The organism is Lactobacillus sp. X-49, assembly GCF_057063645.1.
Genome location: NZ_JBXSQM010000011.1, coordinates 50,167 through 72,627, shown reverse-complemented (window position 1 = coordinate 72,627; position 22,461 = coordinate 50,167). Strand labels below are relative to the sequence as shown.

Below are 22,461 nucleotides of genomic sequence, written 5' to 3'. Positions count from 1 at the left end.
TCTAGAAGGATTAGAGGGAGTGTTTACTGCAAGACCAAAGCTATTAAATTATCGAATGACAATCCATAGTGATCAAGGAATTCAATATCAATCTAATCCATATCGACATGCTTTACGAAAACATAAAGTATTTCAAAGCATGTCACGAAGAGCTACATGTCATGATAATGCAGCTATGGAAAGTTTCTTTCACATTATGAAAGTTGAAATGAATTATTTTACACATCACTTTGATACTAAGAAACAATTGGTTAAGGCGATGAAAGAATGGATAAGTTATTACAATGAAGATAGAATTCGGCACAAACTAAAAGGCTTAACTCCGATTCAATATCGGAATCAAGCCTTAAGTAAAATGATATAAAACTAACGTCCAGTTTTAGGGGTTAGCTTCAGATTTATTTTCTCAACGTTTTTTATTTATATATAATTTTGTCAAAAAACAGTCCTAAAAGTTATCTAACTTTCAGAGTAGACCTTTATTATCACAATGTTTTAGCCAAAATCATTGACCATTATAGTATTTACGTGGCAAGCGATCATCTAATAGACAGGCCACTTCATAATGAATCGAGTTAACATAATCGGCTGCTGCCTTAATATTGTTAGGAGCTTTAGGATTATTTGAAATGAGAACCACCTTTGTACCCACTGGCATTTCATGAGGCAATCGTACCATTAACTGATCCATGCAGACTCGTCCAACGATTGGACAATATTCATCCCCTACTTTAACTTTAAAGCCTTGAAATTTTCGAATAAAACCATCAGCATATCCTACTGGTACCGTGCCAATTAGTTGGTCACTCTCTGCAACATAGGTTGAACCATATCCTACTCCTTGATTTGCATGAATGGTATGTACCTGTACCAATTCACTTTCAAAAGAAAGAGCAGGTTTTAACTTGATTTTTACTGGCAAATCGGGACTGGTAGGATTAGATGAAGGATTCAAGCCGTAAATTCCAATTCCAAAACGAACCAAATCACTATGAATTCCCTTATCAAAGATACTTGCTGCTGTATTGTCAACATGAATCCACTTAGGTTTTAATTTAAGTAATTTTTTCAGATGATTGAACCGTTTGACTTGAGCCACAAAATAGGTGTCATCACTGCTATCGGCTGAAGCAAAATGAGTAAACATACCCTCAACAAAGAAGTTTGCATTATTTAACAAAAAATCATTAGCCGCAGTGAATTCTTCATCCTCACTAAAACCAATTCGACCCATACCAGAATCAATCGCCAAATGAATTTTAAGAACTAAATCTACCTTCTCTTTTAGTAAAAATTCTTCAGCATCTTTTAACCATGCCAAACTAGGAACTGCAAGCGAGATATTGTTAGCAGACGCAATCGGAGTAAATTGGGCTGGCGTTACCCCTAATACTAAAATTGGCTGCACAATACCCGCTCTGCGAAGCTCTAGTGCTTCATCCAAAAGCGCAACGCAAAAGCCACTTACTCCAACTTTTACTGCTTCTTGAGCAACTCTGACAGCACCATGCCCATATGCATTGGCTTTAACAACTGCGAACAATTTTTGTCTCGGTTCTAAATGTTTTATTTCTTCTTTAATATTTTGCCTTATAGCTGCCAAATCAATACAAACAGCAGCTGGACGATGTATTCCTGGAATCATGTTTATTTCTCCAATACAACTAATGTGACTATTTCATGATTATTATGTGTAATACTTGGCCATATCTTACCAGTAAATTTAGGTGACGTTGTTACTGGCTGCCCCACTTCATCCCATAAAGTTTCAACATCTTGTAAACCGATTTTCTTTCCCAAACCCGTGCCCATTGCTTTTGAAAAGGACTCTTTGATTGAAAATCGACCACCTAAATATTCAACTTTTCGTTTACCTTTCATTTTTTGATATTGCTCAAATTCTTTTGACGTTAATACCTTTTTAGCAAAATTATCACCCTTAGCAACAATTTTCGCAACGCGATCAACTTCTATGACATCGATGCCTACCCCAACAATCATTTAGTTACCTCACAATATTTATCTCATATGCTCAACTTATAATAAAAAAATCCGCTTGTCCATTGCTTCAATTCATTTTTAGCAAAAAAGTTAGTTTTTTGTATCGTTTTCTTTATTAATAAAGCACTTTTGTTTGTTAAATACCTCTCATAGAACTATATTTAAGATAATATCAGATTAGAGGTATTAAAATGATAAATTTATTAATTTTAGGAGCAAGTGGGCAAATTGCTCAACTGGTTGAAGAGTTATTGCATAAACATCAAGAAGTGAAAGTAACATACTATTTACGACACATAGACAAATTTCCTTCCGCACGTAAAGACTGGGGTACAATTATTCAAGGCGATGTAACAGACACTACTAAACTAACACTAGCAATGACTGACCAAGATATTATTTATGCCAATTTAGCTGGTAATAACATTGAACAGCAGGCGAAATCCACCGTTAAAGCTATGAAAAAGCAGCATATTAAACGTTTGATTTGGATTTCAACATTAGGTATTTACAACGAAGTGCCTGGAAAGTTCGGTAAATGGAATAATCAAATGCTTGGTGAAAGTTACTTACCCACCTATGCCGCAGCAGCCAAGGTAATTGAGAATAGCGGCCTTAACTATACTATAATCCGACCAGCTTGGCTACAGGACAAGGACGAAATTGATTATGAACTAACGCAAAAAAATGAGTCCTTCAAAGGAACCGAAGTGTCCCGCAAGAGTATTGCTAGCTTAATAACTGATCTTGTACTTAATCCATCTAAGCACGTAAATGAATCTTTAGGTGTTAATAAACCCAATACTGATGGTGATAAACCAAGTTGGTATTAATTAATAGTTATACTTAAATTTAAGAAATAATAAAAAGACGAGTCAATGACTCGTCTTTTTCATTCAATATAGCAAAGTTAATTTTTCTTGCTCTTAATTATAAAATTATGTCCACTGCTAGAACGATGTGGGTGATTCCCTCGGGAATGATCCCCACCACGGTAATTGCCGCGTCGATGATTACGATCACCACTATGATAATTGCCACGACCACGGTTTCTATTTCCACCGCGATAGCCTCCATTACCACCCTTATACGGCAAAGGCTTTTCTGAACTAATTTTGACTTCAACGTTAGAAGAATCTTTTGATAAGTTCTTTAAAAACGCTGAAACTAAGTCAATCGCCGAATAATTATCTAATAATTCACTTGCATCCTCAGTATATTTGGTTAGATCTTCTTTCAATAAATCTTCAATTTTAGATTTTGCAATTTTTAATTGACCACGAAGAGCTTGATCATCTGAAGGTGGACGCAATGGCGTCATTTTTTTCTTAGTTAATTGCTCAATTGTCCGCATATAACCAATTTCATTTGGCGTTACAAAAGTAATTGAACTTCCGTTTTGTCCGGCACGACCAGTACGACCAATACGGTGAACATATGAGTCTGGGTCCTGTGGAATATCATAGTTATAAACATGGGTTACTCCTGAAATATCCAAACCACGTGCAGCAACATCAGTTGCAACTAAGATATCCAATTTACCAGCCCGAAATCTTTTTAGAACACTAATTCTGCGCGCCTGAGATAAATCACCATGAATACCGGCGGCATTATACCCACGAGCCTGCAAGCCACGCGTAACTTCATCAACTCTGCGCTTAGTCCTAACAAAAATTACGGCTAAATCCGGACTTTCAACATCAATTAACCGGCACATAATGTCAAACTTTTCTGAATCCTTTGAGCGTACAAAATATTGGTCAATTAAATCAGCAGTTAACTCCTTGGCCTTAACTTGAACAATTTCAGGATTGTTCATAAATTTTTCGCTAATATTCAAAATTGGTTTTGGCATTGTCGCACTGAAAAGTAATGTTTGCTTGCGATTCTTTACATAGCTCAAAATGCTTTCAATATCCTGAATAAAACCCATATCAAGCATTTCGTCAGCTTCATCCAATACGATTGTGTTGACAGTCTCTAAATTAATGGTTTTCCTTTTTAAATGATCAAGTAAACGCCCAGGTGTACCCACTAAAATTGCAGGCACATGATTCTTAAGTGAACGAATTTGGCGACCAATATCCGCTCCACCATATACCACCTGAACACGTGCACGTTCATCTCGACCTAACCGAAACAACTCTTCTTGAGTTTGAATCGCTAATTCACGCGTTGGTTCAATAATTAATGCCTGAATCACTTTATCGTGATTATCTAAATTTTGCAAAATTGGCAAAGCAAAAGCGGCTGTTTTCCCAGTACCTGTCTGCGCCTGACCAATTACGTCCTTACCTGCTAAAGCAAGTGGAATTGTTTGTTCTTGAATGGGGGTTGCTTCCTCAAAGCCCGAACGTTTAATAGCCTTTAAAAGCTCATCATTTAATCCTAATTCCGAAAATTTCACTAAATTCTCCTTATCTAAGCCGCTCCACTACCTTTTCAAGGTGCATACCATGTGATCCTTTAAGGACAACAATGTCATGCGGCTTAATATCATTTTTCAAATCAGCAATCATATGCTGCATTTGATCCTGTGGGTAATAATGTAAATATTCTAACCCATATCTATCTTTTAATGCATCAGCTAAGTACTTCATTTCTGAGCCAAACAGATACACTTCGTTAATCACTTGTGGGTCAAGGCAATCAGCAAGTTGGGCATGTAAATCCGCCGAACGTTCTCCTAATTCAAGCATGTCCCCTAAAACGGCAATTCGACGACTTCGTGGTGTAATTTGAATTTGACCAAAACTAGCTAGTACAGCCCGAACAGCTGTCGGATTTGAGTTATACACATCACTCATGATATCTTCTCCGACATCACCTTTTTCCCACTCCATTCGATTAGCAGTTGGAGTAAAACTGGCTAAAGCTGCTGCAATTTCTTCATCTTTTTCACCAAAATGTTTTCCAACACATAACGCTGATAGTGCATTAGAAACATTATGCTTGCCAATCATTGGGATTGTGAACTTACAGTCAGAATCATTAATCATAAAGCTAGCATGATGTTTATAGCTTCTAAACTCCGTTGCATAAACACTATCAGTTTTGGCAAAACCAAAGGTAACCTTTGATTGATGAATTTTTTGAGCACGATCACATAAAAGAGGTTCATCACCATTATAAATTAATTCCCCATCTTCACGTAAGAAGTCAGTAATTTCCATTTTGGCATCTGCTATTGCTGCACGTGAACCAAGAAATTCAATATGTGCCTCACCAATCATTGTAATTACAGTTACATCAGGATGAGTTAATTCGCTTAAATGATGCAATTGCCCAGAATGATCCATTCCCATTTCTAATACCAATATTTCTGTATTAGGTTTCATTTCTAAAATAGTCATTGGAACTCCAATTTCGTTATTAAAATTGGCAGCAGTTTTATGAACATTAAATCTTTTAGCCAAAACAGCAGCAGTCATATCCTTTGTCGTTGTCTTACCATTTGATCCGGTAATACCAACAACCGTGGGATTAACTTTATTAAGGTAATATTGTGCCAGTTTTTGCATACTATCCAATGGGTCCTCAACCTCTAGAACTGCAATACTGGTTGGCTTATCAGGATGTCCTTTTTCCCATAGTGTAGCACTTGCACCATTGTTAATCGCACTATTGATAAAATCATGACCATCGCGTTCCCCCTGTAAAGGAACAAATAAACCACCTGGCACGATTTTTCTTGAATCAAAGGCTACGGAAGTAATAATAGTTTGATCGTCGCCCTCACAGGTTGAATTAATTGCCTTGGCAATTTCTGCCAGTTGCATTTTCATCGATTTTTCTCCTAGCTAAAAAGAAATTTGCGTAAAGCAGACGCTGTATATAGTATAACAGCTAATTCAGCTTTACATAAAAAAGCAGCCCCAATGGGACTGCTTCCACCAGATAAAAGATACTACTTTTCGTTCATACCATACTTCTTGTTGAACTTTTCGATTCGACCGTCTGCCTGCGCAAACTTTTGCTTGCCAGTGTAGAAAGGATGCGAATCAGATGTAATTTCAACCCGAATCAATGGGTATGTCTTACCTTCGTAATCTACAGTTTCCTTTGACTTTAATGTTGAACCAGCTACAAACTTAGCTCCTGTAGCTGAATCCATAAAGACAACTTCTTGGTACTCTGGATGAATGCCTTGTTTCATTTTTATTACTCCTTTGCCATGACTTTATTGCAAGTCATAGATTAATCGATTAACGTTTAATACAATACCATTTTCAGCTAATAAATTCAAGTAATAATAATTAAATGCAGTAATTATCCACAAATTACTATTTCGCTTTCCTTATTACTCTAAGCTTGAGACTTTTCTTTTATCGTTTTAGCCGATTGCTCAAGTAATTTTTCTTCTTCAGCAGTTAAGCGTAATTCGACTTTTGCCACAACTCCATCCCGACCCACAATTACCGGATAAGACATGTATGTACCATATTTTTCTTGATAGCTGGAAATCGGTAATTCGCTTCGAGAATCAGCTAAAATTGCCCGTACAATTCTGACAGCTGCAGCAGAAACCCCAAAGTTGGTGTAATGCTTGCCATTAAATACGGTAAAACCACCAGATTTAATCTCATCATCTAGATCAGTGGGATTCCATGACTCCGCTTTTGCCAACTCACTGATTGGTTTTTCCAGAACCTTAACCGTTGACCAAGCATTAAATTGCGAATTACCATGTTCACCTAATGTAAAGCCAGAAACTGATCGCGGATCAACGTTAAATTTCTTCGCAACGACTTTCTTCATTCTAGCAGTATCCAATAACGTACCAGTTCCTAAAACGTGCTCTTTGGGTAAGCCAGTTAATTGCTGATAAAGATTTGTAATGGCATCAACAGGATTCGAAATTACTAGCAAAATGCCATTAAATCCACTCTTTTTGATTGATTCAGTAATTGGACGTAACTGCTTTTTATTATATTCCAATTCCTCGAATCGATCGCCTTTAGCTTCAAGAGAAATTTTTCCCAAAGTACTAATCACAATTTGAGCATCTTTTAAAGCGGTATAATCGTTCATAATTAAGTTAATATGGTTAGGCAAATTAGCCATTGCATCTTCAAAATCAACCACATCTGCTTCAAGTTTTTCCTGATTGACATCTATCATTACCAAGTCATTAACAAGGCCTGAAACAATTAATTCATGTGCAATAGTACAACCAACATGACCATCACCAATAATTCCAATTCTAGTTGTCATAATAATTATCCTTTCTGACTTAAAAAAATACTACTTGACCTGTTCAAATTCCTTACGATAGGGAATAGCTGGTTGAGCGACCTTACCCGCCAGAAGCCGAATAATGTTCTTTTGCGTGAATGGTTTCTCCAAGTTGGACCATTCGCTCCACTCTAAGGTTAGTATCAAGGTTAATACTTCCAATTTTTGTTACCTTATTCATTTTGCTCCCTCTAATATCTAAGAAGAAATGTGAATTAATTCTCTATCTAACAAAATGATAGCACAATAACTAATGCTTTCAATATCACTGGTAATTGTTTTCAAGAACTTATTAAATTCAATAATATCTCACTATCTTACTTTTTATTTTGTAAGGCTTGGCATATAATTTAAGTTAATCATTTTAATTTAATAAGGTAAAACAATGAAAAGACAACTAAACTTTTTCGCTGCCCTAGCCACTGTCATGGGAACCATGATCGGTGGCGGTGCTTTTTTTAAAATTGCTAACATATCGACACTTACGCACAATGCTTGGCTGAGTATTCTTGTATGGCCACTTGCTGGCTTTATTACATTGATGGCTGGCCTTAGTATTGCTGAACTGGCAGCAATTTTCTCAGAAGACGGCGGACCAGTTAAGTATCTTGAAAAAATATATGGTCCTCAAATTGGTTTCCTGTTTGGTTGGTCATTAATTATCATTTACTATCCTGCTAATATCGGTGCTCTCTCCATTGTGTTTGCAACACAATTAGAGGAATTTCCAAGTTTTAAAAATTTTCCAATTACAGGCATTGCACTTATTGTCATGCTTATAATTTTACTAATTAACTGGTTAGGATCAAAGTTAAGTGGACAAGTACAAAAGATTGCTTTAATAATTAAGTTGATTCCAATTGTTGCAATCATTGTTCTGGCAATCTTTAATAGTCAGAATCAACTAGCTCTAGCTCCTAAACCACAAATCTCATCCGCCAGAGGTGCAGCTGCCTTTGGTCAGGCTTTGCTTGCGGTATTATTTGCTTACGACGGTTGGCTAAGTATTGGCAATCTTGCTAGTGAAATTAAAGATCCAGCGAAAACTCTTGCCAAGGCTATCATTTGGGGATTATTTGGCGTAACTGTTATTTACACTTTACTTAACTGGAGCTTTATTAAAATTGTTCCTTGGAATCAAATTGTTGGTAATCAAGCAACTGCACTTCTGACTTCTCAAAAATTATTTGGAAATTTCGGCAGCATCATTATTAGTGCTGGAATTCTCGTTTCAATCTTCGGAGCAATTAACGGTCATTTGCTGTTAGGTTCAAGATTACCGTACGTTTTAGGTAAGGAAGGCAAATTGCCTGGTTCAAAATTCTTTGGTCAGCTTAACAAACAGACATCGGTTCCGACCAACAGCATGCTTTTTGAATGTGTTATTGCAACCATCATGATTTTTTCGGGAACCTTTGATTCGTTAACGAATATGTTAGTTTATGTTTCATGGATTTTTTCAATCTTATTGTTCATCGGTGTTTTGATTTTAAGACGAAGACAACCAGACTTAAAACGACCTTATAAAACGCCTTGGTATCCATTGCCACCAATTCTAGCAATCTGTGGTGCTCTGTTTATTGTTATTAGTACTACGCTCACCCAACCATTCTTAGCGCTAATTGGTATTTTGTTAACTTTAAGTGGGTGGCCAGTCTATCTTTATGTTCAACATCAAAAACAGTAATAAAAAATGATTTATCAATTGATAAATCATTTTTTATTAACTCCTTATTTACACATTTTTAAAACCAGCCAATATTGAATTTAATAGTATAATTGTAGGAGAAAAGAATGGACATTATTACAAAAGACAATTTAACCAATTTTAAACTACTTAAAAAATATTATGAAATAAGTACCAATCAAAGCTTCACCAATGATGAAACTATCAACCAAGCAATTCATGAAGTCTATTTAAAGGACCACATAAATTGGCAAAGTATTTATAAATTTCAAGTTGCTAGTTACTGCGTTCATACTGAAACAAACATTACTGTCAGCATAAATAGGCAACATGAATATGATCAATTGGCCAAGGAAATCCATAATTATTATCAAAATGTACGATCAACAACTATCATTAATTTAATCTTAAAAGCTAACCTCAAGCAGTTTCAAACTCAATTGGACCTAATGGCTAATCAATGGGTCAAAAAGTGGTTGAAAGCATGTGATAGGGTAAAAATTAATCCCTGGGATATTGATTTCAAATTATGTTATGTTGCAGATTCTTTGAAATATACAGATAAGTCAACTGATCACTTGAAATTGTTTTTTAATTACATTAACGGCACACCTAAAGCCAGTTTAAATAAATTTAATTTTAGTGGCAAAACATGGAATGAAAAAAGAGCTGACTGTGATAAAGAAGCTTTTCCCATTTATAAAATACTTAATTGGCAAGAGACAGTTGGCGATCAACTGCGTGGTGATACAATGAATTCTTTTGCTACTACTTTCAAGCACCTTACTAAAAAAAGTCAAGTCATGACCAAAAAAGAACTCGTTGATTTTTTGAAAATCCATTCTAAAGATAGCAAAACTATTGACTCCTTGATACAAAATATCGAATATTTTGCTTGCTTAACTCATTCAATCGGTAACTTTATAGTTTTGCCATCTTGGATGCAAAATCGAGGTATCGCAAATGATATTAAAGATTACTGGGACCTTACTTTATTAACCTTATTTAAATTTTTTTACCAATCAGATTATACCAATTCTGCTTGGCGGACATTTATCAATAAATACTATTTACAACCATTTGTAGATCAAAAATATGCTCCCCAAGAACTATGGAACAATCATTTTTTTAATGATGTCCTACCTAATCATCTTTCTGATTATAAACAATTTTATTCACAAGTAAATCCCCTTATTAAAGAGAGAGGAAAGTGGATTACAAAAGTGCTATGCGAAAAACTCAACTTAACAACTTTAAATTTTTATCGTAAAGCTTTAAAACAAAAAAACGCAATTAAGTTCTATAATGAGCTGTTGCCCAATTTTTAACAATTTAAAATAATTTATTAATCATGCAAATTACCGATTTTACCTAGCAAAATCATTTAGAGCAAGCTGAACATACTACTTTTACGAAAATGGAAGTAGTACATCATTCATTTTACACCGTACTGGATTAGCTAATGAAGAGTTTCAAAACCTGGAAGACAATTAGGTGTAGTCTGCTAGATAATTGGAATCTTTGCCACTTACTAGGCTTTTATCTATTCACTTAATGGCAGATAAAGGTTATTTTTGTTACTATCACTTTTATTCCCATTCAATGGTTGAAGGCGGCTTACTCGTTACATCATAAACGACGCGGTTAACGTTATCAACTTCGTTAATAATTCTAGTTGAAACTTTTTGCAAGACATCCCACGGCAAGCGCGCAAAATCAGCTGTCATTCCATCAATCGAAGTTACGGCTCGAATGCCAATCGTATAGTCATAAGTACGACCGTCACCCATAACCCCAACCGATTTAATTCCTGGTAAAACCGTGAAGTATTGCCAAACTTCTTCTTCCAGACCTGCCTTTTTAATTTCAGCACGCAAGATGGCGTCGCTCTCACGCACTAATTCTAATTTAGGCGCAGTAACTTCACCCAAGACCCGAATACCAAGACCGGGACCAGGAAACGGCTGGCGCCAAACTAAGTCATGTGGAAGCCCTAATTCCTCACCGAGCTGACGCACTTCATCCTTAAATAATTTTCGTAATGGTTCAATTAGCTTAAAGTGCATATCCTGAGGCAACCCACCCACATTATGGTGGGATTTAATTGTTTGTGCTGTATTAGTACCGCTTTCAATTACGTCAGTATAGAGCGTTCCCTGCGCCAAAAAGTCAATATCATGCATCTTTTGCGCTTCTTCATTGAAAACTTCAATGAATTCCTTACCAATAATTTTGCGCTTTTGTTCGGGATCAGTTACGCCTTTTAATTTAGCCAAAAAACGCTCTTGGGCATTTACCCGCACGATGTTCACACCTAAACCGCGATTCAAAGTAGCCATCACTTCGTCGCCTTCATTTTTGCGCAACATCCCGTGATCAACAAAAATGGCAGTTAATTGATCACCGATTGCCTTATGTAACAAAGTAGCTGTGACACTAGAGTCCACTCCACCAGATAAGCCTAATATTACCTTTTTATCACCAACTGTTTGCTGAATATTGGCAATTTCCAGCTCAACAAAATCAGCCATTGACCAATTAGATTGGGCTTTGCAGACCTTAAAAGCAAAATTACGCAAAATATTTAAGCCATATTCGGTATTGCGAACTTCAGCGTGAAATTGAATGCCATAAAACTTGCTTTGTTCATTAGCAATTGCCGCAATCGGACAATTTTTACTTGAAGCAATCGTCTTAAAACCACTTGGAGCCTGCTTAACTAAATCACCATGACTCATCCAAACATATTCTTTTTTGGGTAAACCATTGAACAAAATGGAATTAGTATCTTCAACTTGAATATTAGCCTTACCATATTCAGAACTGGTAGCTTTTTCAACTTTACCATTTAAATAATACGACATTAATTGCATCCCGTAGCAAATCCCCAAAATAGGAATTCCTAATTTGAAAATTTCAGGATCAACTTTAAGAGCATTCTTATCATAAATACTGTTGGGGCCACCTGAAAAGATAATTCCTTTGGGATTAATTTGCTTAATCTTTTCTAAGCTAAGATCATGAGGCAATAGTTCGGAATATACACCAAAATCACGCAAGCGCCGAGTTATTAATTGATTATATTGACTACCAAAATCTAAAACAATAATTTCATCAAAATTATGAAGATCTTTTCCCACTGCCATAATGCTCCTTCTCTAATCACACAACAAATCAAATAAACTTTACTAATAATTGCTATTTTGGTCAACTGTTTTTTATCCAGTAATTAAAATTATACGAATTATATCTTATATATGTATAATATAATTCGCTTTTAAAAAATAAAAATAAGCTTGCACATCTGTTTTGAGTTTGCTAAAATTCATTACACAAGTAATTATAAATCTATATATTGTCGTAATCAGGTCGGCAGTTTCTACTCAGAACCGTAAATTCTGAACTATGGGTTAAACAATTTCAATAGCTTTTTGCTATTTTAAGAGGCTTTTTTACCATAGATACTGGTAGAAAAGTCTTTTTTGTTCTAGGAGGAAAGTCATGAATTTGTTAGAAGAGCGTATTCGCCAGAATGGCGAAATTTTACCCGGCAATGTGTTAAAAATCAACTCATTTTTAAATCATCAAGTTGATCCAGAATTAATGATGGCCGTCGGCAAAGAATTCGCTAAATTATATAATAATACTGGCATTACCAAAGTTTTAACTTGTGAAGCTTCTGGAATTGCTCCAAGTGTGATGACAGCTTATGAATTACACGTTCCAATGGTTTTTGCCCGTAAGAAGAAGCCTTCAACACTCAATGATGCTGTTTACTGGGCCGATGTCTATTCATACACTACCAAAAAGGTAAATCAAATTTGTGTGGAACAAAAATTTTTAAGTAAAAATGATCACTTATTAATTATTGACGATTTTCTTGCTAACGGTGAAGCTGTTAAAGGTATGATAAATATTGCTAACCAAGCTCAAGCAAAAGTTGTGGGAATTGGTGTTGTTGTTGCTAAATCATTTCAAGGTGGTAGTCAATGGATCAAAGATCATGGTTACCGCTTAGAGGCTTTAGCCAATATTTCTAGTTTAGCTAATAATCATGTGCAATTTGTAGGAGAAGAATAATGGATCAAAGAGAAGTTAGTCATCAAAAAGCGGCAGTTCTTGGATTACAACATTTACTGGCCATGTATTCTGGCGCAGTTGCAGTTCCATTATTAATTGGTACTGCATTAAAATTTAGTCCTGAACAAATGACTTACTTGGTTTCCATTGACATTTTTATGTGTGGACTTGCTACACTTTTACAATTAGTGACTACCAAATTTTGGGGTATTGGTTTTCCTGTGATTTTAGGTTGCGCTATTCAAGCAGTAGCTCCTTTACAGATGATTGGTCATAAATTTTCAATCAACAACATGTATGGGGCCATTATTATTGCTGGCATCTTTGTAATTTTAATTGCAGGACTTTTTGCCAAAATCAAAAAATTCTTTCCCCCTGTTGTCACTGGTACCTTAATTACCACAATTGGTCTAACCTTAATACCAGTTGCCATTCAAAATATGGGCGGTGGTAATGCTGCTGCTAAGAATTTTGGCAGTAGTCAAAATTTATTACTTGCCTTTTGCACCATGTTCATTATCTTAGCTTTAGAAATTTGGACAAATGGCTTTTTACAGTCAATTTCAGTTTTAATAGGATTAATTAGTGGAACGCTTATTGCTGCTTGCTTAGATCGAGTTTCATTTACACCAGTAATCGCAGCATCTTGGTTTCATTTACCACAACTTTTTTACTTTGGGACGCCTCATTTTGAATGGTCTTCAAGTTTGACAATGATCATCATTGCCTTAGTTTCAATGGTTGAATCAACTGGCGTCTTCTATGCCACGGGTGATTTAATCAAGCATCAAGTTTCAGAAGAAGATCTTAAAAAAGGCTATCGGGCAGAAGGTATCGCCCAAATTTTGGGTGGTTTATTCAACGCTTTTCCTTACACTACCTTTTCCCAAAATGTTGGACTTTTACAGTTGTCAGGCATTAAAACTAAGCGACCAATTTATTGGGCCGCTGGATTGTTGATGACGATGGGGCTACTACCCAAAATTGGCGCTCTCGTCACCATTATTCCAACACCAGTATTAGGCGGTGCCATGCTAGTAATGTTTACCATGATTGCCGTTCAGGGCATTAAAACTTTAGTCCAAGTTGATTTAAGTAATAACCATAATATTTTAATTATTGCTATTTCAGTTGGCCTAGGACTAGGTGTTACTATTTATCCACAATTTTTCCACAATTTACCTGCAACTATTCAACTTTTCCTAAATAACGGTATTGTGATTACCAGTCTATCGGCTACTATTCTGAACTTACTGCTCAATGGTGCTAAGTCCGAAAACAGTTTGACTGCTAACCAAATTTAGTCACATCATAGTAAAGTAAAATAGTACTCTTGTTCTATTATAGGGAGTGAAGTTAACGCCCAGAGTTAGACGCTAACATTATTTCATTTTCGTTAAGGCCGTATTCCGATATTCAAGCGGGGTGCGGTCTTTTAACGTGTACCTAATGCTAGTTTGATTGTAGTATTTGATCCACTTTTCGATGACCTCCGGCAATGCCTTTTAATTTCCATTACTAGTTACCATAGACAAAAAGAATTATAATTTCTCCTAAAAACCAACCATTTTTTTGCAATTAATGTCCATTTTTTAATACAATATACCTTAAGAACTTTGAAAGGACAATATTTATGAAAAAAGCAGAATGTACAACCATTCTTGTTGGTAAAAATGCCAGTATTGATGGTTCAACCATGATTGCCCGCAGTGAAGATGGTGGTAGAACCATTATTCCAGAAGGGTTTGAAGTTATTACCCCTGAAAAACAACCTAAACACTATGAAAGTATCATCAGCCATCAAAAAATTGATGATGAAGACTTACTAGATAACCCGTTGCGCTATACTAGCGCACCAGATGTTTCAGGCGAAAGTGGTATCTGGGCTGCTGCTGGAATTAATTCAGCTAACGTTGCCATGACCGCCACTGAAACGATTACTAGCAACTCTCGTATCCAAGGAATTGATCCTTTACTACGTAAAGGTGGCTTAGGCGAAGAAGACTTTGTTACTTTGACTTTGCCTTACTTACACAAGGCTGTCGATGGAGTTAAACGAGTTGGTTATTTACTTGAAAAATATGGTACCTATGAAATGAATGGCATGGCTTTTGCTGACCACGATGAAATCTGGTACCTTGAAACAATTGGTGGTCACCACTGGATTGCCCGCCGAATTCCTGACGATGCTTACGTAGTTGCTCCTAACCGCTTAAATATTGATGAATTTCATTTTGGTGAAGAAGGCTTTATGGCCGATGAGCAGTTAGAAGATCTAATTGCCGCCTACCACTTAAATCCTGATCGTGAAGGTTATAACATGCGGCATATCTTTGGCAGCTCGACTATCAAAGATGCTCATTATAACAATCCTCGTGCGTGGTATGTACATAATTATTTTGATCCAGAATTTGGTGGCACACCAAGCGATCAAGATCAACCATTTATTTGCCATGCTAATCGTAAAATTAGTATTGAAGACATTAAGTGGGTTGAAAGCTCACATTACCAAGATACACCATATGATGTGTATGGTGATCAAGGTACACCAGAACAAAAGAAAGCTTTCCGGCCAATTGGTTTGAACCGGAACTTTGAAACTCATATTTTGCAAGTAAGAAATGATGTTTCTGAAGAATTAGCCGGTGTGCAGTGGCTTTGCTTTGGACCAAATACTTTTAACAGTATGGTGCCATTCTATACCAACATTAATGACACACCAGCTTCATTTAAGACCGGATCAAAATTTGATTTGAAGAAAATCTTCTGGCTTAACAAGTTAACTGCTCAACTTGGCGATACTAACTTTAAAGTATACGGTGAACTTGAAACTGATTTTGAACAAAAATCATTAGCTGAATGCCATTTCATTCAACACGAAACGGATGCTAAGGCAAAAAATCTTACAGGCGAAACGGCTACAGAATTATTAACTGCCGCCAATCAAAAGATGGCTGATCAAGTTTACAATAATACCATTGAATTACTTGGCAATATGGTCAATGAAGGTCATTGCTTAATGAACTTGAAGTTCGATTTATTAGATTAAATTTAAAAATAAAAGCGGTAAGTTAAAACAACTTACCGTTTTTGAATGTGGTTTTATTTATAATCCTTTGCATTTACTATAGCCCGTCTTGCTTACATGCAATTTTTACTACTTAAATGCGGTTTTATTAGCCAATTTACTAAGGAATTGCAGGAACATAGTTACTTACCTACTATAACAGTTGTTAGAAATAATTTACTCGTCAATTTTTGTAAATTTAGTTTCTAAATATTTGCTTCTGATTTTAATTAAAATTCTTCATCTTCAACAAGTGATGAATCTTTACAGTAACGATAAATTCCTGTTTTACCTGCCTCAACTATCATATCGATTAATTTTGAAGAAGATACTTGACTCCGGTTAATGAAAAGTTCTAGTAACATTGGAATATTGACTCCTGTTATAATTTCCATATTAGGATATTTTTCTACTAACTTAATCAGCATGTTAAAGGGGGTTCCCCCTTTTAAATCGGTTAAACAAATAATAGAATTAGAAAGTAAGCCAATTTTTTGATCTAAATCATTTAGCAAGTCGTCTAGTTCTTCACCCATTTCAAACTTAACAGTTTGACAATTATCCTGTTTTCCACAAATCATTTCTGCAGACTTGAGTAATTCTGTTGCAGAATTTCCGTGTGTACAAATTAAAACTCCTGTCATTAACTCAAAACCACCTAACATTAATAATCTAAAGCACGATAGTAACGTCGAATGTCCATTGGGTGTCGATTAATGTGTTCAATATGAACATCAATTCGGTTATTAATTGCATGGAAAACAAATGGTGATAAAGCTCCCCGATATTTTTCAGAGAAGCCAAGCAAATCATAATCCTTAGAATCAATGATCGTGTAATTTCCACAAATTTCTGGTAAAAAGTTGGCTACTCGTTCACTAAGTGGGCGCTGAGAATCTTCTTCTACATACACAGTAACAGGGGTATCACGATCAACCACTTCAAACATACCATGGAAAAATTCAGCAGCTTCAATAGCACGAGTTCTAATCCAATGTTGTTCTTCCCAGTAGCACATTGCATATGAGTACGTTGCTCCCCATTGGTTTCCTGCACCAACAAAGTAATGAATTTTGTCATCATGGTGCTTTTCAGCGAATTCTTTTGCAAAGTTATCAGCTTTTACACCAATTTCAGCAATATCTTCTGCAAAATGATCATCCATCTCTTGGTAAAATTCATTGTAATCAGAAAATTCACCATTCAAATACATTAAGCGATCTCCTACCATAAAAAATTTTAATTGTTCATTTTCGGGGTAAGAGATACAATATGTCAAACTGGAAGCAAGTTTTGCCTTTGGATCATCCATGAAACCCAAAATAGTAGCACCAACTTCATTTAACTTCTTAACAGCTTCAACCATTTCTTTCGTATTTCCAGTGACTGATGAAATAATTACTAATGTTTTATCAGTAATACGCTTGTTACCAGTAACCAAATATTCAGCAGCATTTTGGTAAAAAGTTTCTAAAGCACTTTTTTCTTTCATATGAATGTTGGCCTGCATTCCAGATGCATAGGTCCCACCAATTCCCAGCCAGCAAATATTTGAAATACCCTTTTCAAACAATGGATCAACTATTTCGTTAATTTTACTTCTCAAATTAAGAGCACCATTCATACTATCAATTAATTTTTGCTTATTAAATTTACGCATTTTTTCTCTTTCTTTAAACTTTAACTGTTATTAACTAAAACTTATATTTTCGACGCCGTAATTTCATCAAAATCCGAGTAAGCTGAATGTTGTAAATCATTGCCCTTTATTTTTGACAACCGATAGGCCAATAAATGTATTGGAACGGTCATAAATAACGCAACCAATAACTCGTCAGTTTTGACTTTGAGACTTAAATCATGACTTTTTTTATTTTTAGCATCATCTGCATAAATTGAATATACGTAATCAACATGCTTATTTAAAAACTGTTTCAGCAAGTCTGCACGCTTTTGTAATTTTCCGTTAGGCTCTAGGCAAATTATGAAGTCGTCAGGCATTAATCCTAAATACGGTCCATGCATATACTCCTCTAATTCTTTTCCCCATGAACTGATTCGCACAGCTTCAGTAATCTTAGTTTCTCCTTCGCGGCTTATACCATAGGCCGAACCATATCCAATGAATATCAATCGCTTAGCAACAGCAAACTCATTTAAATGCTGATCAACCCATTTACTTGCACATTCAATAACATTAGGCATCTTCTGCACGATTTTCGAAATTTCTTTAAAATATTGCTGATAATCCTCAACCGTAATTTTTCTAGTCGCTTTAGCAATTGTTAGTGCAAACAATAATAGATCCAAAATTTCAACGCTATAACCTGCACTAACATAAGGCATTTCTTCAACTGGCATTCCCATCCTCAGAATGTTTTGACCAACCTTAGCAACTGGGCTATCAAACTCACTTGTTAGTGTAAATACTTTATGCCCTGCGTCTTGCAATCGTTCAACAAGTTTAACCACTGAATAACTATGTCCCCCCTGTGAAATAGCGATACACAGGGTATTTTGCTTAACATTCAACAGATAATTCTCGGAAATAGATGGTTCTTCAATCTGAACAGGCATTTCCAATACTTTACTCATAAAAGGTAAGGCACCGTATGCAGCGTTTGAGCTCGATCCCGTTGCGTATATTACAACATTATCAATATTATCCAACTCGCCTTTAGAAAATTGATTACCAAAGAGGCTTTGATAATTATCTAAAACATTTTGATAATATTCAGGCTCTAAGTTGACATAATCTTCTATATTTTTCACCAATATACTCCTTAAAATATTAGCCTAATAAACCAGACCAAGCACCAAAAATACCGATAGCCGCAATCAATAGTAAAATATATTGTGACTTCCAACCTTTTCGGTCTAGCCAAAAGATAAATAAAGTAAATAACAGCGGCAAAATCCCTGGTACAATACCATCACAAATTTTTTGGACAGTTGTTGCTTCGGCGCCACTACCAATTTTCAACGGCATCTTTAAAGTAACCATTGACGCTACCATTGCACCTACTACAGCTAAGCCTAAAACTGATGCACCGTAGGTTAATTTATCCATTAGACCTGTTTTTTGAATTTTATCGATAAAAGATGAACCAACGTTGTAGCCAATAAATAAGCCGTAATACCGTGTTAAAAGAGCAGGAATATTAAAAATTAGCAAAAACAAAATTGGTCCTAGTATATTTCCTTGCATCGCTAGTGAAGTACCAATACCAGTTGCAATTACACGCAAAGTACCCCAAAAAAACGAATCACCGATACCACTCAAAGGTCCCATTAATGCAACTTTTATGTTATTGATTGATGCATCATCAAATTCAGGATCAAGCTCATTCTGTTCCTCCATTGCAATCGATATTCCTAATGGAAAAGTACTCAGCCAAGGAGTAACATTATAAAACTCGAGGTGACGCTGATAAGCAGCCTTAAGCTTTTCTTTATTATTACCATAAATTTTGCGTAGCGCTGGAACCATTGAATAAGCATAGCCTAAATTCATTTGTCTCTCATAGTTCCACGCCCATTCCATTGTAAATGAACGCCAAAAGGTTTTCATTAAGTCCCTTTTCGTGAGTAACTTAGAATTCTTCATCTTCATAGTCAATGCCTCCATCTTCTACACTTGTTTTGTTATTATTTGTGGTCATGTTTACAATTGGCTTACCATTAAATGCGGAATAACCAGTTAAGATTAGAGCTAAACAAGCACCAAAAATGGCTACTCCTGTAACAGAAATCTTGAGGTAAACTGCTAATGCAAACCCAATAATAAAAAAGGTTGCGTTTTTCTTATTGATCATCATCTTCATCAAAAGAGCAAACCCATAAGCTGGAAGTAATCCCGTCGCTATTCCTAACCCATTAATAATAAACTGGGGAATAGCATTTAGAATTACTTTAATTACAGGACTGCCCAAAATATAAGAAATTCCAACTACAAGACCAATTGGTAAGTTAACTGAGAAAAAGCCTCCAAGTACATTCATTCGACTGACTCCGCTACCATCACTAAGTTCTGCATAGTGATCAGCGCGGTGAACAAAATATGGCAAAATAAAGATAAAACACAAGTTTTTAATAACTAAAACTAATGAGGCAATTGGAATACCAAGTGTTAGGGCAACTGCTGTACTTTTTCCTGCACCAATAGCAAAGGCCGTTCCTAAAACACTACCAGAAATAATTTCGGGAGGAATCGCTGCACCAATTGAAAATGAACCAACAAAAGCAAGTTCCAAAGTTGCTCCCATAATAATTCCTTGTTGCAGGTTTCCAAGCACCAAGCCGGTCAAAGTACAGGTAACAAGCGGTCTTGATAACATCGATGAACCTAGAAAGTACTCACCATTTCCTAACATTGCAATCAAAGCTAAAATAATTGCCGTTAAATAAACATTCATAACTTAGCCCCCAATTTTTACTTATTAAATTTTTGTCTATCGTCACTTGGGACTTGTTGAATCCAAACGTCCACTCCACTATCTTCTAGTTTTGCAAGCTGATCGGCTTCTTCAGAAGTTAAGTTAATAGTTTTGGAATAGTTTTTAGTTCCTGGTCTCGGCTTGGTTCCACCCAAATTTAATGACTTAATCTTACTTTTGGTTCCTTCGATTAATTTAAAAGCATCTGCTACAGATTCAACCACGATAAGAATTTTGTACTTATCAGTTACCCCCGAATTAATTGCTTTGATACTATCATCAACCGACTTCATTACTAACTTTGAATTGTCAGGTTTAGCTAATCGAATAGCAGACTTTCGAAAATCATCTTTAGCAACATCATCATTTACCACAAAAATTGTGTTTACATCTAGACTATTAAACCATGAAACTGCAACTTGACCATGAACTAGTCGGTGGTCGACTCTTACAAGCTTAATCATTATTTATTATTCCTCCACTAATTAAAAATCGATTGAGTACTTTGTAGTTAAAGCATCCTGTAACCTGTACTCAACAGCTACAATTTTGCCACGTTTAGTTGAAAAAAGATTGGTAGTTTTAAAAATAGGACCCTGCTTCTTAATTTTAAGCTGCTTAGCAATCTCATCGGTTGCTTTAATAAGCTGTAATTCTTGCAACAAATTTGCTGGTCTCAGTTTTCCTGAACCAACTGCCTCAATAATCGACATTACTTTTAAACAACTTGGATCAAACCCAGGAAATAACACCAAAGGGAGCAATAGTTTTTCCCACGTTAGCCGATCATTTATTACAGTAATAAATGAAATGTAGTATAAAAGTTCATTAGAACTAATATGAAAAATATTTGCGTAATAGTAGCCAACTAATCTTAAATAACTATCTTTGAATTTTATCATATCTGAAGAGCCAATATATGATGGTTTAATAACACCGGTCATCTCTAAAATATTTTGCTTAGAAATTACTGGAGCTACAAACAATCCGCTTCCTTTTTTTCTAATCACCTTGTTTTCGGCTACCAGTTGATCAACAGCTTTCCGAACTGTTATCCTACTAACTTTATAACGATGTTGTAGTTCAGCTTCAGTGGGTAAACTACTTCCTGGTGGATAATCACTTTTACTTATCATTAATTTTAAATCAGTATAAATTTCCTTAAAAAGCAATATTAATCCTCTCGATAATCATAAATATTGTTTGCATTAAAATGATATTTAAAATAACTACCAATCAAATATTGTGTAGTGGTTTCAAGTGGCTCATCATTATCTAAATAATTAAAACTATCAACCTTATAAAGGGGCATGTTTTTCTGTATTTTTAGTATTTTACTGATTTTTTTATCAGCTAGGCAACAAGTAATATTTTCTTTACCATAAGTGGGCTTAATTCCGTACTTCTTCTGCAATAATTTATACAAAGATATGTTAGTAAAATCAACTTGGATTAAGTCTGCAAATTTTGCCTGATCAAAATAGACAATCTCGTAAGTAATTGGCTTACTTTTTCTCATGCGCATACGCTCTATTTTGATTAATTTATTAGTCTCTAAACCAAAAAAATTCTGCAAATTAATGGGTAAAGCGATTATTGTAGTTAATAAATGTACTATTGCTACCGAATCATCATTTAATTCACTTGACATTGATTTCATGCCGAGCATATTAATGTCAACTTTGGTATTTTTTACTATTCCCGTCCTTTCTTTAGACGAAATTAAATCTTCACTTTTTAATTTATCTAATGAATGCAAAACCGCATTCCGACTAATTCTTAATTTATCAGCAATCTCTCTTTGAGATGGCAAAACCTTGATATCAGGCTTAAAGCTAATTAAATCTTGAAGATACTCCTGTGCTTGAACGGCAGCACTTCTTTCTTTATATTCCATTTTATTTATTGGTTCTTTTTTTTAACTTGGTGTATTTTTTACGAATAGAAAATAGCTG

The 22,461-nt window shown here is 35.4% G+C and carries 22 protein-coding genes, 1 pseudogene and 1 riboswitch; of the genes and pseudogenes, 7 read left to right on the top strand and 16 right to left on the bottom strand.

Translation table 11 applies throughout. The features are described from left to right. Window positions 1-364, top strand: a 364-nt coding sequence (locus tag ACYIAQ_RS06525; protein WP_483564031.1) for a transposase, incomplete at its 5' end; no start/stop codon positions are given. Window positions 365-505: 141 nt separating this feature from the next. On the opposite strand, the gene alr is transcribed toward ACYIAQ_RS06525, so the two are convergent. Then, on the bottom strand, window positions 506-1,645 hold the full coding sequence (gene alr / locus ACYIAQ_RS06520; protein ID WP_483563039.1) for an alanine racemase: 1,140 nt from the start codon (window positions 1,643-1,645) through the stop codon (window positions 506-508). Window positions 1,646-1,647: 2 nt separating this feature from the next. After that, on the bottom strand, window positions 1,648-2,001 hold the full coding sequence (gene acpS / locus ACYIAQ_RS06515; protein WP_483563038.1) for a holo-ACP synthase: 354 nt from the start codon (window positions 1,999-2,001) through the stop codon (window positions 1,648-1,650). A gap of 191 nt (window positions 2,002-2,192) precedes the next feature. Here acpS and ACYIAQ_RS06510 point away from each other — a divergent pair, with 191 nt between their 5' ends. After that, entirely contained in the window at window positions 2,193-2,834 is a 642-nt protein-coding gene (locus ACYIAQ_RS06510; protein WP_483563037.1) for an SDR family oxidoreductase, read from the top strand. A gap of 77 nt (window positions 2,835-2,911) precedes the next feature. Here ACYIAQ_RS06510 and cshA read toward each other — a convergent pair whose 3' ends face one another. From cshA to ACYIAQ_RS06485, 5 genes and pseudogenes are all read right to left on the bottom strand, one after another. Continuing rightward, window positions 2,912-4,408, bottom strand: a complete 1,497-nt coding sequence (gene cshA / locus ACYIAQ_RS06505; protein ID WP_122018888.1) for a degradosome RNA helicase CshA — start codon at window positions 4,406-4,408, stop codon at window positions 2,912-2,914. Between the two features lie 10 nt (window positions 4,409-4,418). After that, window positions 4,419-5,786, bottom strand: coding sequence for a UDP-N-acetylmuramoyl-tripeptide--D-alanyl-D-alanine ligase (locus ACYIAQ_RS06500; protein WP_483563036.1), 1,368 nt, complete (start codon window positions 5,784-5,786; stop codon window positions 4,419-4,421). 122 nt (window positions 5,787-5,908) lie between these two features. After that, window positions 5,909-6,157: a type B 50S ribosomal protein L31 gene (locus ACYIAQ_RS06495; RefSeq protein WP_122018891.1), complete on the bottom strand. Its 249-nt coding sequence runs from the start codon at window positions 6,155-6,157 to the stop codon at window positions 5,909-5,911. Window positions 6,158-6,306: 149 nt separating this feature from the next. Continuing rightward, entirely contained in the window at window positions 6,307-7,215 is a 909-nt protein-coding gene (locus ACYIAQ_RS06490; RefSeq protein ID WP_483563035.1) for an L-lactate dehydrogenase, read from the bottom strand. 85 nt (window positions 7,216-7,300) lie between these two features. Continuing rightward, window positions 7,301-7,417, bottom strand: a pseudogene (locus ACYIAQ_RS06485) (ribokinase); the annotation flags it as partial. Between the two features lie 204 nt (window positions 7,418-7,621). On the opposite strand from ACYIAQ_RS06485, the gene ACYIAQ_RS06480 reads away from it, so the two are divergent. Both ACYIAQ_RS06480 and ACYIAQ_RS06475 read left to right on the top strand, forming a co-directional pair. Further along, the gene (locus ACYIAQ_RS06480; protein WP_483563034.1) at window positions 7,622-8,923 is read left to right on the top strand and encodes an APC family permease; all 1,302 of its coding nucleotides are present in this window, start codon (window positions 7,622-7,624) and stop codon (window positions 8,921-8,923) included. 107 nt (window positions 8,924-9,030) lie between these two features. After that, the gene (locus ACYIAQ_RS06475; protein WP_483563033.1) at window positions 9,031-10,251 is read left to right on the top strand and encodes a hypothetical protein; all 1,221 of its coding nucleotides are present in this window, start codon (window positions 9,031-9,033) and stop codon (window positions 10,249-10,251) included. A 261-nt stretch (window positions 10,252-10,512) separates the two neighbouring features. Here ACYIAQ_RS06475 and guaA read toward each other — a convergent pair whose 3' ends face one another. Then, window positions 10,513-12,069, bottom strand: coding sequence for a glutamine-hydrolyzing GMP synthase (gene guaA, locus ACYIAQ_RS06470; protein ID WP_483563032.1), 1,557 nt, complete (start codon window positions 12,067-12,069; stop codon window positions 10,513-10,515). Window positions 12,070-12,251: 182 nt separating this feature from the next. Continuing rightward, a riboswitch (purine riboswitch) is annotated at window positions 12,252-12,349 on the top strand. 75 nt (window positions 12,350-12,424) lie between these two features. Here guaA and ACYIAQ_RS06465 point away from each other — a divergent pair. The 3 genes from ACYIAQ_RS06465 to ACYIAQ_RS06455 all read left to right on the top strand — a co-directional run bounded on the left by ACYIAQ_RS06465 (window position 12,425) and on the right by ACYIAQ_RS06455 (window position 16,052). Next, complete coding sequence (locus ACYIAQ_RS06465) at window positions 12,425-13,003, top strand: xanthine phosphoribosyltransferase (protein WP_483563031.1); 579 nt, start codon at window positions 12,425-12,427, stop codon at window positions 13,001-13,003. Next, a complete protein-coding gene (locus ACYIAQ_RS06460; protein ID WP_483563030.1) occupies window positions 13,003-14,307 on the top strand; it encodes a nucleobase:cation symporter-2 family protein in 1,305 nt (434 codons plus the stop codon). The genes ACYIAQ_RS06465 and ACYIAQ_RS06460 overlap by 1 nt, the downstream gene beginning before the upstream one ends. A 329-nt stretch (window positions 14,308-14,636) precedes the next feature. Then, a complete protein-coding gene (locus ACYIAQ_RS06455) occupies window positions 14,637-16,052 on the top strand; it encodes a C69 family dipeptidase (protein ID WP_483563029.1) in 1,416 nt (471 codons plus the stop codon). A 248-nt stretch (window positions 16,053-16,300) separates the two neighbouring features. Here ACYIAQ_RS06455 and ACYIAQ_RS06450 read toward each other — a convergent pair whose 3' ends face one another. Genes ACYIAQ_RS06450 through ACYIAQ_RS06415 form a run of 8 tightly spaced genes read right to left on the bottom strand, consistent with a single transcriptional unit; the run spans window position 16,301 to window position 22,403 of the window. Further along, window positions 16,301-16,714: a PTS sugar transporter subunit IIA gene (locus ACYIAQ_RS06450; protein WP_483563028.1), complete on the bottom strand. Its 414-nt coding sequence runs from the start codon at window positions 16,712-16,714 to the stop codon at window positions 16,301-16,303. Between the two features lie 20 nt (window positions 16,715-16,734). Continuing rightward, on the bottom strand, window positions 16,735-17,730 hold the full coding sequence (locus tag ACYIAQ_RS06445) for an SIS domain-containing protein (protein ID WP_483563027.1): 996 nt from the start codon (window positions 17,728-17,730) through the stop codon (window positions 16,735-16,737). A gap of 41 nt (window positions 17,731-17,771) precedes the next feature. Then, window positions 17,772-18,842, bottom strand: coding sequence for an SIS domain-containing protein (locus tag ACYIAQ_RS06440; protein WP_483563026.1), 1,071 nt, complete (start codon window positions 18,840-18,842; stop codon window positions 17,772-17,774). 19 nt (window positions 18,843-18,861) lie between these two features. Then, window positions 18,862-19,683, bottom strand: coding sequence for a PTS system mannose/fructose/sorbose family transporter subunit IID (locus tag ACYIAQ_RS06435; RefSeq protein WP_122018924.1), 822 nt, complete (start codon window positions 19,681-19,683; stop codon window positions 18,862-18,864). Further along, window positions 19,664-20,485, bottom strand: coding sequence for a PTS mannose/fructose/sorbose/N-acetylgalactosamine transporter subunit IIC (locus ACYIAQ_RS06430; RefSeq protein WP_483563025.1), 822 nt, complete (start codon window positions 20,483-20,485; stop codon window positions 19,664-19,666). Before ACYIAQ_RS06430 ends, ACYIAQ_RS06435 begins: the two co-directional genes overlap by 20 nt. Window positions 20,486-20,502: 17 nt before the next feature. Continuing rightward, window positions 20,503-20,970, bottom strand: coding sequence for a PTS sugar transporter subunit IIB (locus ACYIAQ_RS06425; protein WP_483563024.1), 468 nt, complete (start codon window positions 20,968-20,970; stop codon window positions 20,503-20,505). A gap of 21 nt (window positions 20,971-20,991) precedes the next feature. Next, window positions 20,992-21,678 carry a GntR family transcriptional regulator gene (locus ACYIAQ_RS06420; RefSeq protein WP_483563023.1) on the bottom strand — a complete coding sequence of 229 codons (687 nt, stop codon included), beginning with the start codon at window positions 21,676-21,678 and terminating at the stop codon, window positions 20,992-20,994. Between the two features lie 2 nt (window positions 21,679-21,680). After that, a complete protein-coding gene (locus ACYIAQ_RS06415; RefSeq protein WP_483563022.1) occupies window positions 21,681-22,403 on the bottom strand; it encodes a GntR family transcriptional regulator in 723 nt (240 codons plus the stop codon). Window positions 22,404-22,461 lie beyond the last annotated feature (58 nt).